At 69.4% G+C, this 13,746-nt stretch carries 14 protein-coding genes; 6 read left to right on the top strand and 8 right to left on the bottom strand.

Annotated elements, in window-relative coordinates:
* Nucleotides 1-3: 3 nt before the first annotated feature.
* Nucleotides 4-834, top strand: coding sequence for an NAD(P)-binding domain-containing protein (locus tag AB0B91_RS33740; RefSeq protein WP_358328084.1), 831 nt, complete (start codon nucleotides 4-6; stop codon nucleotides 832-834).
* Between the two features lie 18 nt (nucleotides 835-852).
* On the opposite strand, the gene AB0B91_RS33735 is transcribed toward AB0B91_RS33740, so the two are convergent.
* Together AB0B91_RS33735 and AB0B91_RS33730 are read right to left on the bottom strand one after the other, a co-directional pair.
* Nucleotides 853-1,716, bottom strand: coding sequence for a hypothetical protein (locus tag AB0B91_RS33735; protein ID WP_358328081.1), 864 nt, complete (start codon nucleotides 1,714-1,716; stop codon nucleotides 853-855).
* Nucleotides 1,713-2,057 (bottom strand): PadR family transcriptional regulator, encoded by a 345-nt coding sequence (locus AB0B91_RS33730; protein WP_358328078.1) that lies wholly within the window; start codon nucleotides 2,055-2,057, stop codon nucleotides 1,713-1,715. Before AB0B91_RS33730 ends, AB0B91_RS33735 begins: the two co-directional genes overlap by 4 nt.
* 120 nt (nucleotides 2,058-2,177) lie before the next feature.
* Between AB0B91_RS33730 and AB0B91_RS33725 the strand changes: the two genes are divergently transcribed.
* A complete protein-coding gene (locus AB0B91_RS33725) occupies nucleotides 2,178-2,768 on the top strand; it encodes an RNA polymerase sigma factor (protein ID WP_358328075.1) in 591 nt (196 codons plus the stop codon).
* The gene (locus AB0B91_RS33720) at nucleotides 2,765-3,865 is read left to right on the top strand and encodes a CU044_5270 family protein (RefSeq protein WP_358328072.1); all 1,101 of its coding nucleotides are present in this window, start codon (nucleotides 2,765-2,767) and stop codon (nucleotides 3,863-3,865) included. Before AB0B91_RS33725 ends, AB0B91_RS33720 begins: the two co-directional genes overlap by 4 nt.
* Before the next feature lie 5 nt (nucleotides 3,866-3,870).
* Here the strand turns inward: AB0B91_RS33720 and AB0B91_RS33715 are convergent, their stop codons facing one another.
* From AB0B91_RS33715 to AB0B91_RS33700, 4 genes are all read right to left on the bottom strand, one after another.
* The gene (locus tag AB0B91_RS33715; protein ID WP_358328069.1) at nucleotides 3,871-5,010 is read right to left on the bottom strand and encodes an NAD(P)/FAD-dependent oxidoreductase; all 1,140 of its coding nucleotides are present in this window, start codon (nucleotides 5,008-5,010) and stop codon (nucleotides 3,871-3,873) included.
* 101 nt (nucleotides 5,011-5,111) lie between these two features.
* The gene (locus AB0B91_RS33710; protein ID WP_358328066.1) at nucleotides 5,112-6,209 is read right to left on the bottom strand and encodes a CU044_5270 family protein; all 1,098 of its coding nucleotides are present in this window, start codon (nucleotides 6,207-6,209) and stop codon (nucleotides 5,112-5,114) included.
* Nucleotides 6,206-6,745, bottom strand: a complete 540-nt coding sequence (locus tag AB0B91_RS33705; RefSeq protein ID WP_358328063.1) for an RNA polymerase sigma factor — start codon at nucleotides 6,743-6,745, stop codon at nucleotides 6,206-6,208. The genes AB0B91_RS33710 and AB0B91_RS33705 overlap by 4 nt, the downstream gene beginning before the upstream one ends.
* 87 nt (nucleotides 6,746-6,832) lie before the next feature.
* Nucleotides 6,833-6,970, bottom strand: coding sequence for a hypothetical protein (locus AB0B91_RS33700; RefSeq protein WP_358328060.1), 138 nt, complete (start codon nucleotides 6,968-6,970; stop codon nucleotides 6,833-6,835).
* Nucleotides 6,971-7,026: 56 nt separating this feature from the next.
* Here AB0B91_RS33700 and AB0B91_RS33695 point away from each other — a divergent pair, with 56 nt between their 5' ends.
* Entirely contained in the window at nucleotides 7,027-7,698 is a 672-nt protein-coding gene (locus tag AB0B91_RS33695) for a hypothetical protein (protein WP_358328057.1), read from the top strand.
* Between the two features lie 15 nt (nucleotides 7,699-7,713).
* On the opposite strand, the gene AB0B91_RS33690 is transcribed toward AB0B91_RS33695, so the two are convergent.
* Entirely contained in the window at nucleotides 7,714-8,373 is a 660-nt protein-coding gene (locus AB0B91_RS33690) for an SDR family NAD(P)-dependent oxidoreductase (RefSeq protein WP_358328055.1), read from the bottom strand.
* Nucleotides 8,374-8,455: 82 nt separating this feature from the next.
* On the opposite strand from AB0B91_RS33690, the gene AB0B91_RS33685 reads away from it, so the two are divergent.
* Nucleotides 8,456-8,818 (top strand): MerR family transcriptional regulator, encoded by a 363-nt coding sequence (locus AB0B91_RS33685; RefSeq protein ID WP_358328052.1) that lies wholly within the window; start codon nucleotides 8,456-8,458, stop codon nucleotides 8,816-8,818.
* Here the strand turns inward: AB0B91_RS33685 and AB0B91_RS33680 are convergent.
* Nucleotides 8,815-9,999 (bottom strand): ROK family protein, encoded by a 1,185-nt coding sequence (locus tag AB0B91_RS33680; RefSeq protein ID WP_358328049.1) that lies wholly within the window; start codon nucleotides 9,997-9,999, stop codon nucleotides 8,815-8,817. The two genes, AB0B91_RS33685 and AB0B91_RS33680, sit on opposite strands and share 4 nt — an antisense overlap.
* A 126-nt stretch (nucleotides 10,000-10,125) precedes the next feature.
* Here AB0B91_RS33680 and AB0B91_RS33675 point away from each other — a divergent pair, with 126 nt between their 5' ends.
* Nucleotides 10,126-13,668 (top strand): alpha-N-acetylglucosaminidase TIM-barrel domain-containing protein, encoded by a 3,543-nt coding sequence (locus tag AB0B91_RS33675; RefSeq protein ID WP_358328046.1) that lies wholly within the window; start codon nucleotides 10,126-10,128, stop codon nucleotides 13,666-13,668.
* The last annotated feature ends 78 nt before the right edge of the window (nucleotides 13,669-13,746 follow it).

The raw sequence follows: 13,746 nt of genomic DNA, 5'->3' as shown, positions 1-13,746 counted from the left end.
GCCGTGAGTACGCAGAGCAGGGGCCTGTTCGGGCGACCGCGACGGCTCCACGCTGTCAGGCGAGCCACCCACGAACGGAGAAAAGCCATGCCCCTAACACTCGGACTCATCGGCAGCGGAATGATCGGGTCTTCCGTTGCCCGCCTGGCCGTCGCGGCCGGCCTCAAGGTTGTCCTCAGTAATTCGCGCGGCCCCGAGACGCTCGCCGATCTCGTCACCGACCTGGGCGAGCAGGCCCGAGCGGCCACCCCGGCGGAAGCGGCACGCGCCGGAGACCTGGTGGTGGCGGCCATCCCGCTGCACGCCTGCGAACACCTCCCCGCCGAAGCGCTGGCCGGCAAGACGGTGCTGGACACGGCGAACTACTACCCCGAGCGGGACGGCCACCTGGCCGAACTCGACACGGGCGAACTGACCTCCAGCGCTCTGCTGCAACGCCACCTCGCGGCCTCCCAGGTGGTCAAGGCGTTCAACAACATCACCCCGCACCAGCTGTTCTCCCTCGCCCGGCCCACGGGCGCGCCGGACCGCAGCGCCCTGCCCATCGCCGGCGACGACCCGGAGGCCAAGGCAGCGGCCACCCGGCTGCTGGACGTCCTCGGTTATGACGCGGTGGACATCGGCCCGCTCGCCGAAAGCTGGCGCAGCGAGCCGAACACTCCGGTATACGTCCAGCCCTATCTCGGCGAAATGCCCGCCATGAGCGTTGAGGCGTTCTTCGAGTGGACTCTCCAGACACCCGGCATCGTCGTTCCGGCGGCGCAGGTCGGCAAGCTCATCGAGACCGCGGTCCGCCGACCGGCAGGCGAGGCCAGGATCCCGAACGACGACTGAGCCTGGAACCCGGCCGGGTCACGCTCGCCGGCCGCGGGCGTCCCACCGGCCGCGACTCCCCAGCCAGAGCGCCGCGATGACGGACAGAAGGAGGACCGCGAGGACGACGTGGTAAGCCTGAGTACCCGACCATGTATAGACGGCGGCGGTGACCTGGATCGGCAGCACGTACATCGCGGCGGCCATGATCCAGCGCGGGCTGCGGGCGACGGCCGTGGCCCACACCGCCACGAGCAGGAGCCCGGCTTCCAGCCCCGCCCGCACGAGCGACCACAGCTCGCCGTACGGCCCGTCGAAAACGTAGGCGACGAGTACGGCGGCGGCCGGGATCGCGGGCCAGAACCACGAGCGTCGCCGGAGGCCGCGCGGCCGGCGGACGGCGAGGACGGCCGCACCGGCCGCCAGCAGCCCGTACGGGATCAAGGACACCCAGTTGTGGTAGGACGGCCCGAGCAGGCCGGAGCCCCACGCGGTCACGTCCCCGCCGAACAGCATGACGCGGCCCGTCGACACCGCGACGGCCACGGCGAGCGGCAGGGACACCCGTGCCCAGCCGCGCATCAGGGTCAGCATCAGCGCCGTGGAGACGGCGATCCACGCCGGGCCGGCGCGATCCATGAGGGCGTAGGTCAGGTTCGCCACGGCGATGACCGTGACGCCGAGGTGCACGCCATCGGCCCACCACGGCACGCGATCCGCGGCCGCCCCCCTCGCGCGCTCGGCCACACCCTCCCGGATCAGGACGACCGTCTCCCTGATGGAGGGAAGCCGGCGGGCCTCCATGAGCGCCCCCATGATGTCGGCGCCGTACTCCGCGCGATAGCCCTTGGGGTACGTCAGCAGGACGAGCTCATACCAGCGCTCCGCGAGCGAGCGGCTCATGCCTGCGCCGTCCTGGCCCAGGGCGCCGCGCGGTGGGTGACGACTCTGGCCGCCCGTTCCATCCGCGCCGCCTCCTCAGCCAGGGCCCGGTGGCCCTCCTCGGTGAGGCGGTAGTAGCGGCGGGGTCGTCCCTGTACGGTCTCCTCCCGGTCCACGGCGACAAGCTGGTTGCCCGACATGCGGTTGAGCGCGCCGTAGAGGGTGCCGACGGCGAGTCGCACCCTCCCGTCGGACAACTCCTTGGTCCGTTTGATGATCCCGTAGCCATGCAGGGGACCATCGAGCAGCGCGGCCAGCACGAAGTAGGCCGGCTCGCTCATCACAGGTGCGTCTTTGACCATACGCGGCACGATATATCGAGTGGCGAGCTATTGTCACCACCACCGAGTCCCGTGAAGACAAATCGGGCTTACGCCGAACTAGTCATGTCCGGAAACGTAAGCCGCAAAGGATCTGCCTGCATGCCAGCTCCCCCACAAGATTCGGCGCCGCCGATCGAGGTGACCGACGCCTGCCTGATAGAGCAGTCCTGGCGCCACCCCGAACGGTTCGGCGCCCTCTTCGACCGCTACTTCGACACCATCCACCGCTACGTCCACCTGCGCCTGGACGAGTCGGCCGCCGACGACATCGCGGCGGAAACATTTCTGCGCGCCTTCCGCTCCCGCAAGCGGTACGACACCGCCCGCCCCAGCGCCCGCGCGTGGCTCTACGGCATCGCCGCCAACCTGGTCGCCGACCACACCCGCGCCCAGGCCCGCTGGTACCGGGCCCTCACCAGGAGCGTGCCGCCCACGCACGTCGCCAGCCATGACGAGCGCGTCGTGCAGCGGGTCTCGGCGGCCGTCATGCAGCCCCAATTGGCCGCCGGCCTGGCACGGCTGTTGCCGGGTGACCGCGACGTACTGCTGCTGGTCGCCTGCGCGCAACTGAGCTACGACGAGGTCGCCGAGGCCCTCGGCATCCCCACCGGAACGGTCGGCTCCCGGCTCAACCGCGCCCGCACCAAGCTCCGCGAAAACATCGGCCCCTACGAGGAAACGCTGCAATGAACCTCTTCGAAACGCTCAAGACGCACCACGACAACCTCCCCGCCCCCACCTCCCAGGCGAACGCGCGGGCCCGGACCCTGCTGGCCGAGGCGGTCGAGGCGGAGGCGGCGGCGTCCCTGCCCAGTGCACCGCGGCGGTCCAGGGCCGCCTTCAGGGGCGGCCTCGTGGTCGCTCTCGCCGCCGCGATGACCGCCGGTGTGATCGTCCTGCGACAGGACGACGCCTCGTACCCGCTCGGCACGCCGCCCGCGAGCGCCGCCGAGCTGCTTCGGAACGCGGCCGCGGCGTCGGCCCGGACCGACGAACCGCGCCAGGGCCAGTTCACGTACGTCCGCCGCATCGATTACCTCTACCGCTTTGGCATGAGCCGCGGCGGAAACGAGTGGGTAAACAGTCAGGAGGTCCGCCGCGAGGTGTGGATCCCCGCGGCCGATCCAGGTAAGGCGCTGGCGCGGTCCACGTTCGCCAAGCTCGTCCCGATCAGCGGAGACAGCGGACAAATGAGCCTGCCGGCTGAGGGAACGGTGGAATACCAGCGTGCCGGCCAATGCCCTTCGGGGGACGACGCACTACGTGTGCCCGCACAGGATCTCGGTGCTCTCCCCACCGACCCCGATGGGCTCCTGAGAAAAGTCCGCGCGGACGCGGAGGCGGCCGTCCACGGGGACGACCGAGCCACTGGGGCTACCCCGCCGAGCGACGACGAGATCAACCGCATGATCGAGCGGACCGTCGTCACGCGGCTCTTCCTGCTGGCGGACACCCCGCTGATCGATGCCGACACGCGCGCCACGGTGTTCAACGCCCTGTCCAGGATGCCGACCGCGACCGTGGTTCCCGGCCTCAGCGACCCGACCGGCCGGCGGGGCGTGGGCGCCTCGATCCGGTATCAGGGGCCCGACGGCTGGGAGCACGAGGAGCTGATCTTCGAGCCGAAGACGTACGCGTTCCTCGGCTGGCGGAGTTGGATAGAGGACAAGCAGGCGGACGGGACCATGAAGCAGATCATGACCAACGCCACGGCGGTGCTGGAGACCAAGGTCGTGGACTCCATGCCGGAGGTCCCGCAGGACGCGAAGAGGCCCACATCCTGCTGAGGCCGTCACTGACAGGGGCGGTCGATCGCCGGGTCCGCGAGCCGCGAGCCGACGTCGGGAAACGAGCCGTCACCGAACAGGACGCGCGCCGCCAGAGCACGACCGGCACGACCACGTAGCACGGTCACCGCCGCCTCCGCCGCGGCCGGGGATCGGATGCCGGCGAACACGCGGCGCAGCAACAGCCGTCCTCGGAACCGGATCCGCAACGCCTTCCCGTCGTACTGACGCAATATGCGCTGGTCACCAGTACGCAGGTACCTAGCGGCGAGCGCCGCGGCCAGTTCGGACATGCGTAAGCAGGGGTCCAGCCCGCCGGCCGTCAGCGGCGACACCGCGCCCGCCGCGTCGCCGACGAGCAGCCCGGCGGGGCACGCCAACCGTCGCAGCACACCGCCGACCGGGATCGGACCCCCTCGACGCTCGACCGGCCCGGTCGGCACCGCGCGGCCGGGCGCGTCCGCGGCGAAAGCGTCCAGCAGATGGCGGATGCCGGTGCGCATCGCGCCCGGATATCCCGCGACGCCGACATGCGCATGCCGGCCGTCGTCGATGACCCACCCCAGGTACCCCGGAGCGACCCGGGGATCCAGCACGCAGTGGAACACCGGGGTGGTCGTGCCCGACGCGACCGGATGGACGATCTCGGCACCGACCAGGAAGCGCCGGTTGACGTCGAGGCCGAGATCACGGGCAACGTGGGAGCGGGCGCCATCCGCGCCGACGATGAACCGGGCCGTCACCGGTTCCGCCCCCGAGAACCGCACCAAACCCATCGACGCGCCGACATACCGTACGCCCAAGAGGACCTGTGCCCCGGCCGACTCCGCCGCGCGGTGCGCGTGCTCGTAGACGGCCGCCATGTCCGCCACGCGATACTCGTCCCGGTCACTGGTGAGCCGGATCGGTGCCCGCCGCGACGGCGGATACAGCAGCACGTCCCGAATACCGGGCCCGAGCAGGTGGTCCGGCAACTCGAAGTCGTCGAGCGTGCGCCGCACGAAGATGCCCGTCGTCCGGATGCCCGTCGACAGCGACCTGCGGCGGTCGACGACCAGCACCTCCAGCTCCCGTTCGGCGAGCAGACGGGCTGTGCGCAAGCCGGCCAGGCCAGCACCCACGACCAGTACATCCACGGTCCGCATACTCTCCGACGGTAGGAGCGGCACCCCACCCACGCGACCGTCTGCACGGTACCCGCCCGTTATCTCTACACCGTTGCCACACTCGGGACCGCCGGCCGCCTTCAGTCGCCGCCCACGATCGTGCTGGGCAGCCTCGGGCGTGCGTCCGTCCAGCCGGACGCGGTCACAGCGGTCCACGAGGTCAGCGTTCCCGTACGGTCTGAGGATCGTTCTTGTACGGCGAGCAGCCGGCCTGAGTACTCATCGATGATGATCTGCTGTGTCCCAGCGAATTCGATCCCGCTTCCGACCCGACCCAGGGGATCAGCGATGGTCCCGATGTTCTTGACTCGCGAAAGACTCGCGAGCACGCGGTAGAGCGCGGCGCGCACTTGAGGGGTCGTCGGCAGTTGGGTGAGCAGGCTGGTGACCCCGGTGTACAGAAATTCCTCATCGGCCCGGTAACCACCTCGCCGAGCCCACTCCTGGAGGACTTCCCTGAGTCGCACCGGGTCCGCAGGCAAGGCCATGACCTCTTCTGTCGTGACGGGCACGGGTCCCACCTGGGGATACGAAACCTCGGCGGCATGCTGGTCGTCGATTCGCAAGGCGAACGGCGGTTGCGGCACCACACCACCGATGCCGGGAACGCCAGGCCCCTCACAGGCGCCGAGCCGGTAAGCACCCTGTTGCCGCCAGATCGCCGCATCGGCCTCGGCGAACGGCTTGCCTGACTGAGCGGTGACCAGAAGCCAGCTCGGCTCCCGCTCCGACTTGGCCATCCACACTTCATGCGTGCAGGTCACCTGATATTCGATCAGCTTGGATGTCATGCCGGTGGGTGCGCGTCCTTCCTTTCCCGTCGCCATGCTCCGGCCGACAGAGTGCCAGTAGCGACCCGTCGTCGCGCTGGTGGTCTCGATCCGATCCGCGGCGGCAAGGAGGACGGTACGAGCGGATACCGGGTGAGACTCCAGGGGCTCAGTATCCGTGCCCCGGACCAGCATGGCCGTCACGACCGTGACGGCCATCGCGACGGCGGCGAGGCGAATCACGGTTATGACGTTCGATCTCGGCCGTGACGGCCGGCGAGCCGGTCTGCTCTCCGGCTCGTCGCCGGCCTTGATCAGCAGGTCATCGGCGGAAAGGCGCGATCCGCGATCCAAGGAGTCCGGACGAGCCATGGCGAGTAGGCGCATCGCGTCGGGCTTGCGGCTCATCGAAGTTTCCCTCCGGGGACGATTACGGGCTTCGGAGACGGGGCGGTGTCCGCGGTGTCGATGAACGCTTGCAGCCGACGGCGTGCGCGATGCAGCCGGACGAAGAAGGTGGCCTTCGTACAGCCCAGCACTTCGGCCGCTTCCGCGGCGGACAGGCCGTGCCAGGTGGTGAGGGTCAGAATCTCTTTGTCGTCTTCGGAAAGGGTGGCCAGCGCGCGAAGTATGGTCAGTCGTTCGGTGGCGTGTTCGCCCACGTCGGCGACGGCCTGCTCCATCCACGTACGCAGGTCGGCCGCCAAGGATTCGCGACGGGCGAGCTGCCGGAAGTTGTCCCGCAGGATGTTCCGGGCGACGCGGAAGAGCCACTGGACCTGCGCTTCGTCGGGGATGTCGTCGAGTCGACGCCAGGCGACGAGGAAGGTCTCGCTGACCACTTCCTCCGCGAGTTGATGTCCGGCTCGACTCACCGCATAGCCGTACACCCGCGCTTGGTAGGTGTTGTAGAGCGTGGTGAAGCGCTCGTGGGGGTTGGGCAAGCCGGTTCCTTCGGTCGGGAGGCACGTTGTCCATGGAGCATGTGGTCCGAAGGAGGGCTTTCTTACATCTCAATTCCGATCGCGGGCTCAGCGTGCCGCGTCGGGCATGCGGACCGTTATGTACGGATGTGGTCGCTCCAGCCACTCGCTTGCCGCGAAGCTCAGCCGGTTGTGGGAGTTGACGTTCCACCAGGCGCTGTAGACCCGGGCAGCGAGCTGGTTCACGCGCAGCCCTTTTACTCGGCGGGAACGGATTCGCAGGTTGTGTGATCCTTTGTGAGATGCGTAAGGCTACATGTGTGCTCGCTGCCCTGGTCCTTGCCGGCGCGTGTGTGCTGGCTGCCGATACGGCCCTGGGCAGGGTTGGGCGGACGGCTGATGACGCTGTCGAGTCGGCGTCGCGCTGGACGGTGAGATACACCGCCCAAGGCCGTCTACGGGTGGTCCCGACGGCGGGCGGCGGGGCGTTGCTGTTCACCACGGAGGGGCGACGGCCTGGCTGGTCGATGTTGCGCTGGGATGGGAGCTCCTGGAAAAGCGCCGAGCTGCCCACACAGTTCGACAAGGTTTCGCGGCTCGAGGTCGGCGGCTCCCCCTCCGGCGAGACGATCTGGGCGGTCGGTCCGGCCTGGGCGGACGGTGGCAGCCCGATCGTGCTGCACTGGGACCGTACCCAATGGAAGCAGGAGAGCCTGAACGTGGTGCGAACCGGCTTGACCGCGGTGCGCACCGACCCGGCGAGCGGCCTGTGGATCGCCGCCAACCCCAGCTCCGGCGCGCCCTATGTGCTCAACCTTCGCGACGGCAGCTGGACCAGATCGACCTTGCCGGGGGCCGGTCCGGCGGACCGCATCATCGACATCGCCCCCGCGCCGGGCACGACACGGCTCTGGGCCCGAACCGAACACCAGCGCGGCGACAAGATCACTTCGCTGGTGTACGAGCTCCGGTAAGCCTGACCCGGCTGGTCATCCCGGGGAACCCGCGTGCAGGGCTTCCCGCGTCCACTGGTCTCGTGGCTGCGTGTGCAGGTGCCAGTAGTGCTCGGCGATGTCGTCCGGGTCGAAGTCGGTACCTGGGGCGACAGGACCGGCCACGGTGACGCTCGCCACGTGCACCCCGGCAGGGCCGTACTCCTGGTCGAGCAGCGTGACCAGGGTGCGGACGCCTGCCTTGCCCAGGGAGAGGCTCACGTACTGCGGCTTGGGCTCGGGCATGCCGCCCGTGATGAGGATCGTGCCATGGCCGCGGGCCGCCATGGCGGGCGCGACGTGGGCCGCGGCGTTGAGCGCGCCGACCACGTTCACCGCCCAGGCCTCCATGTGACCGCGTACCGACAGCTCGCCCGGCGCGTCCGCCTGGATGATCGCGGCGTTGTACACCACGACGTCCGGTACGCCGTGCTCGCGGACAGCCGCGTCGAGCGCGGCGTTCAGCTCGGCCTGGTCTGTACTGTCGGCCTCCAACGTGACAACCGGGACGCCGCTGGGGGCAACCGCCTCGGCCGCGGCACGCAACGTCTGGTCGCTCCGGGCGATCAGCGCTGTCGGCAGCCCCTCCCTGGCGAACCTACGAGCCACCGCCTGCCCGATCCCCGGACCTGCACCAATGATCACGGCACCCGGCATTGACGTACTCCTTACTTCTGGATCAGCGATACTCGCGACGGTAAGGCATCACATCCATGTGAAGGTCAAGGGAAGGAACCGGATGCGGATCGGCGACCTGGCTCACGAGACCGGGGTGAACAGGCGACTGCTGCGCTACTACGAGGAGCAGGGTCTCCTCAAGCCGGTCCGCCTGGACAACGGCTACCGCGAGTACACCAAGGCGGACATCGCGGCAGTGCGTCATATCCGCGCCCTGCTCGCCGCCGGGCTTTCCACCACTGTCATCGCCCGGGTCCTGCACTGCGTGCACGGAGATGACGGACTGATGGTGCCTTCCGGCTGCCCGACCTTCATCGACGACTTACGGCGCGAACGCGCTCACATCGCCAAGATGATCGCTCAGCTCCAGAGTTCGCAGGGGATCCTGGACTCGATCCTCGACGCGGCGCTACACACGAACTAGCAGGCAGCCAGGGTGTTGCGCCACACCTCGTCCAGGGCCAGCTGGATCGCGCCGGTGAGCACGGTGTTCTCGGCCAGCTCCGACAGTTCCACGCCTGGCGGGGTGAGGGTCAGGTCTTCGAGGTGCCGTGCGATCGCGTCCAGCAGGACCGCGCCGGCTCGGGCGATGCCACCACCGATCACGATCGCGTGCGGCGACAGTACGAGGACGACGGGCGCGATCGCCTCGGCGAAGATGGCGGCGACCTGGTCCACGACCTCGGCGGCGATCGGATCATCCCCGGCGGCCGCGAAGACGGCGGCCGCGTCCGTCGCACCGGCGAGCCTGGACCCCGGATGCGCCGCGGCCCTGCGGCGGGCGAGCTCGACGATCGCCTCAGCGCCGATCGCACGCTCCAACGGCCCGCGGCCGTCCCCGGCCGCGTCGGGAAGGCCACCGGCCGCACGGATGAAGCCGATCTCCCCGGCCTGTCCCGCGCCCCGATGCAGTCGCCCGTCGATGACGACACCGGCTCCGAGCCGCTCGCCCCACTGAACCGCGAGCAGGGTGCCCGAGCCGGTGCGCTGATGGGCCGCCGCCAGGGCGGCCAGGTTCGCATCGTTCTCCACCGTGACCGGACACCTGAAATGGGCCCGCAGGTGGCCGACAAGGTCGATCTCCGACCAGCCCGGCATGCTCGGGGCGAACAGCACTCGGCCGGTGGTCGCCTCAACGATGCCCGGGGTCCCCGCGGTGACGGCCGAGATCTGCTCAGCGGTCAGGCCGGCCGTCGCCAGCGCCTCACCCGCTGTCTCGTCGACGGCGTCGAGCAGGTGCTGGGCGTCGCGACGACGGACCGCCTGGCGGATCACCGCGAGGTGCGCACCGGCGAGGTCGGCGATCCCCGCCGTCACGGTGTGCGGCCCGACGTCCAGGGCGAGCACGGGTGCGGCCCGGCCGTTCAGTGAGAACCGCGTCGCCGGTCTGCCCACCGTGGCCGGCTGGGGTGCGTGCTGCCGCAGCCAGTCGGCGGCCAGCAGATCCTCTACGGCTTGGGTGACCGTCGGGCGGGTGAGCTCGGTCAGCCGGGCGAGTTCGGCCAACCGCACCGGCTCGGGCGCGCACTGCCGGACGGCGTCGAGCACCGCGGCCCGGTTCATCCTGCGCAGCACCGGCGTGCCCGCCGGCCGTTCCTCATTCATCGGCGCTCCCTCATGCCGTCCGAGATCTTGACCTCCTGGCACCTGTGGCTGAGTATATTTCGCAGCGAGCTTACGAAAAGTCGCTGCATAAATGGTCTGCTCGCCCCCTCCGGAGGTGGCCACCCGATGACCCGTTCCCGCGACCCGCGCGCCGCCCAATTATCGCGACGACGGCGACCGCGCCTGATGGTGCTCGCCGTCCTGCTCACGACGCTCGCCGCGCCGTTCGTCTCCCAGCCCACGGCGGTGGCCGACGTACCCGCACAGCCGGCGCCCGCCCGGCCGGACAGCCCGGCGGCGCAGGCTCTGGAACGGCTGATCGGGACATCCCGCGCCAAGCAGGTCAGCCTGCGCACGATCGACAAGGGCACGGGCCGGGACCGGTTCCAGGTACAGGCCGACAACGGTCGCCTTGTCGTCGCCGGTACGACACCCGCGGCCCAGCTGACCGGCTTCGGCTACTACCTGCGCCAGGTGGCACACGCCGACATCTCGATCAACGGCTCCCAGGTCGACCTGCCCCAGCGCCTTCCATTACCCGCGGCCCCCATCGCCAAGACCTCCTCAGTGGATCATCGCTTCGCCCTCAACGACACCAACCAGGGCTACGCGGGCGCGTACCTGAGCTGGCAAGAGTGGCAGCGGCGGATCGACGTGCTGGCGCTGCACGGCATCAACGAGGTGCTCGTCTACGAGGGCCAGGAGGCGGTCTACCAGCGCACCCTCAAGGAGTTCGGCTACTCCGACCAGGAGACGCGCCAGTGGATCCCGCAGCCGGGCCACCAGTCCTGGTGGCTGCTGCAGAACATGTGCTGCACTGACAGCCCGATCTCCCAGCGACTCATCGATCAACGGATCGAACTTGGCCGCAGGCTGGCCGACCGCCTACGGTCATTGGGCATGGTCCCCGTGCTGCCCGGCTATTTCGGCACCGTGCCGACCGACTTCAAGGTCCGCAATCCGGAAGCCAACACAGTCCCGCAGGGCACCTGGAACCAGCTCGAACGCCCACACTGGCTCGACCCGACAAACCCCATCTTCGACCGCGTCGCGGCCACGTTCTATCGGGTGCAGACCGAACTGTTCGGTGCCAGCACGATGTACAAGATGGACCTGCTGCACGAGGGTGGCACAGCAGGAAAGGTCAACGTCGCGCAGGCCTCCCAAGCGGTGCAGCGGGCGTTGAACACCGCCCATCCCGATGCGCTGTGGACGATCCTGGGCTGGCAGAGCAACCCGCTGCCGGCGACGCTCCAGGCCATCGACCGCACCAAGATGTTCATCGTCGACGGCATCAGCGAGGAATCCGGCATCACCGACCGGGACAAGGACTTCTTGGGCACCGGATACGCGTTCGGCACCATCTGGAACTTCGGCGGACATTTCAACCTCGGCGCCCGGTTGACGCTGTGGAACGAAAAGTTCCACGCATGGCGCGGCAAGCCCGGCACGGCGATGAACGGCATCGCGCTGATGCCCGAGGCCATCGACAACAACCCGGCCGCGGTCGCGTTCTTCGCCGACCTGCCGTGGCAGGACGGCCCGGTCGACATGCGGCAGTGGTTCAGCGACTACGCCACCGCCCGATACGGCGGCGAGGATCCGCACGCCAAGGCGGCCTGGCAGATCCTCCTCGACACCGTCTACAGCTGGCCCGCCGGCGCCGACTCCCGGCACGTCACCGGCCTGTACGACGACGAGCCCGGCCTGGCGAACACCGGCTACCCCCTGCAGTACGACATCGCCACCTTCGACAAAGCGCTCGACGAGCTGCTCCAGATCGACCGGCGCCTACGCGGTTCCGGCGCCTACCGCTACGACCTTGTCGACGTCGCCCGGCAGGTGCTGGCCAACCACAGCCGGCTGCAGCTGCCCAAGATCCGCGCCGCCTACCGCGCCAAGGATCTCGAACGCTTCGAGCGCCTCACCGGCCAGTGGACGGACCAGATGCGGCTGATGGATCGGCTGCTCGGCACCGATGAGAACTTCCTGCTCGGGGCGTGGCAGAAGGAGGCCCGCCGCCAGGCCGCCACACCGGCCGAAGCGGCGACCCTGGACTACAACCTCAAGTCGCTGGTCACGCTCTGGGCCACCGGCGCCCGGCTGCAGGACTACGCCCGCAGGGAGATGAACGGCCTCGTCGGGCAGTACTACGTCAAGCGGTGGCAGCTCTTCTTCGACAGCCTGAAGACCGCGCTGCGCTCGGGCAAGGAGTACCCCGAGCCGATCGACTGGCTGTCCGTCGCCCAGGACTGGGCCAGAGCCGGCACCCAGCTGACCGCCGAGCCACGCGGCAACTCCTACCTCGAAGCGAGCCGGGTGGCCGCGCTGCCGGACGGCGCGGTGACCGTCGGGGTCGACCGCAAGGGCGTCAAGCCGGGTGAGACAGTGCAGATCACCGCCGTGTTCACCAATGACAACGCCCTGCGGCCCACCGGCAAGGCCACGCTCCAGCTCGATGCCCCACGCGGATACCAGGTGCGGGCGACCTCCCCGACCCGCGCCGACCACATCGCCCCGCGCGAGAAGCTCACCGCGACGTGGACGGTGACCGTTCCCGCCGGCAGCGCCCCAGGCAGTACGCCGGCACTGGACATCACCGCCTCCTGGCGATCCGACGACGTCGCCCGGCAGGACCGGGCCTCGACCCGCCTGCTGATCGCCGGAGCCGTGCCCGCGTCGTACCCGATGATGAGCAACACGCAGGCCGAATTCGCCCCCATCGACGGCGGGATCGCGATCGCGGCGAGTGGTGCGGACCTGTGGCGGGAGACCAACGAACTGGCCACCGCCTACCGCAAGGGCGCCCTGGCCGACGGGCAGCAGCTCGCGAGCACGGTGCTGCGGCAGGACGGCTCGTCGGACTACACCCGGGCCGGGCTGGTGGTGAGCAACGACCTGGCCACCCCCGGTTCCACCGGCTACGCGAACATCGCCATCACGCCCGGTCACGGCTGCCTGTTCAGCTGGGATTCCGACGGCAACGGGCAGCTCGACTCGTACACGGAAGTGGGCGGGTTCAGTCCACCCGTGCGGGTGCGCATCGGCAGGTCCGGTGACCGGCTCACCGGCTCATGCAGCAGCGACGGCAAGAACTGGTCGCTGATCGGGTCGGCCGGCGTCCCGGGCACCGGCGCCACGCTCGACGTCGGCCTGTTCGTCAGCGCGGCCAACCGCAACACCGGCCAGCAGGCGGTCGCCATGCTGACCGATCCCGCATCGACCCCGTCGACCGCCCGCGACAGCGCGCAGGACACGCTGCAAAGCCTCCGCAAACCGGTCACCGCACTGAGCTGGGAGCAGAGCCGCGGCCCGGAACACGCGAACGACGGCAACCGCGCCAACTCGCCGTACTTCGCCAGCCAGCTGACCTGGGACACCACCTGGTGGCAGGTCGACCTGGGTACGGTCAACGACATCTCCCGCGTCAATGTCCGCAACTATGTCGGGGGCGGGCGCTACTACGAGTACCGGCTGGAGGGAAGCCTCGACGGCACCACCTGGTACACCCTCGGCGGCCGCCGCGGCACCCGGGCCACGACCGACGCCGGAGACACCATGACCACTGAGGCGAAGGCCCGGTACGTCCGGGTGGTCGGCACCCACAACAGCGCCAACCTGTCGTTCCATCTCACGGAGGTCAGCGTGTACGGCACTCCACAGCAATGACCCCGCATCCGGCGAAAGCCCCGTTTGTCGAGATTCCGTGCACTTAGCGGTTACGGCACCGCGGTGCTGTCATGATCT

Origin of the sequence: Nonomuraea sp. NPDC049141 (assembly GCF_040648415.1) — a bacterium.
In the GTDB taxonomy this organism is placed as follows: Bacteria; Actinomycetota; Actinomycetes; order Streptosporangiales; family Streptosporangiaceae; genus Nonomuraea.
The sequence above is the reverse complement of the archived record's forward strand: the minus strand, read 5'-3'. Positions and strand labels throughout refer to the sequence as shown.

Excerpts from the sequence above, each read along its gene's own strand:
- AB0B91_RS33735 (WP_358328081.1), bottom strand. The coding sequence starts at position 1,716 with ATGAGCCGCTCGCTCGCGGAGCGCTGGTATGAGCTCGTCCTGCTGACG.
- AB0B91_RS33730 (WP_358328078.1), bottom strand. The coding sequence starts at position 2,057 with ATGGTCAAAGACGCACCTGTGATGAGCGAGCCGGCCTACTTCGTGCTG.
- AB0B91_RS33725 (WP_358328075.1), top strand. The coding sequence starts at position 2,178 with ATGCCAGCTCCCCCACAAGATTCGGCGCCGCCGATCGAGGTGACCGAC.
- AB0B91_RS33720 (WP_358328072.1), top strand. The coding sequence starts at position 2,765 with ATGAACCTCTTCGAAACGCTCAAGACGCACCACGACAACCTCCCCGCC.
- AB0B91_RS33715 (WP_358328069.1), bottom strand. The coding sequence starts at position 5,010 with ATGCGGACCGTGGATGTACTGGTCGTGGGTGCTGGCCTGGCCGGCTTG.
- AB0B91_RS33710 (WP_358328066.1), bottom strand. The coding sequence starts at position 6,209 with ATGAGCCGCAAGCCCGACGCGATGCGCCTACTCGCCATGGCTCGTCCG.
- AB0B91_RS33695 (WP_358328057.1), top strand. The coding sequence starts at position 7,027 with ATGCGTAAGGCTACATGTGTGCTCGCTGCCCTGGTCCTTGCCGGCGCG.
- AB0B91_RS33690 (WP_358328055.1), bottom strand. The coding sequence starts at position 8,373 with ATGCCGGGTGCCGTGATCATTGGTGCAGGTCCGGGGATCGGGCAGGCG.
- AB0B91_RS33685 (WP_358328052.1), top strand. The coding sequence starts at position 8,456 with ATGCGGATCGGCGACCTGGCTCACGAGACCGGGGTGAACAGGCGACTG.
- AB0B91_RS33680 (WP_358328049.1), bottom strand. The coding sequence starts at position 9,999 with ATGAATGAGGAACGGCCGGCGGGCACGCCGGTGCTGCGCAGGATGAAC.
- AB0B91_RS33675 (WP_358328046.1), top strand. The coding sequence starts at position 10,126 with ATGACCCGTTCCCGCGACCCGCGCGCCGCCCAATTATCGCGACGACGG.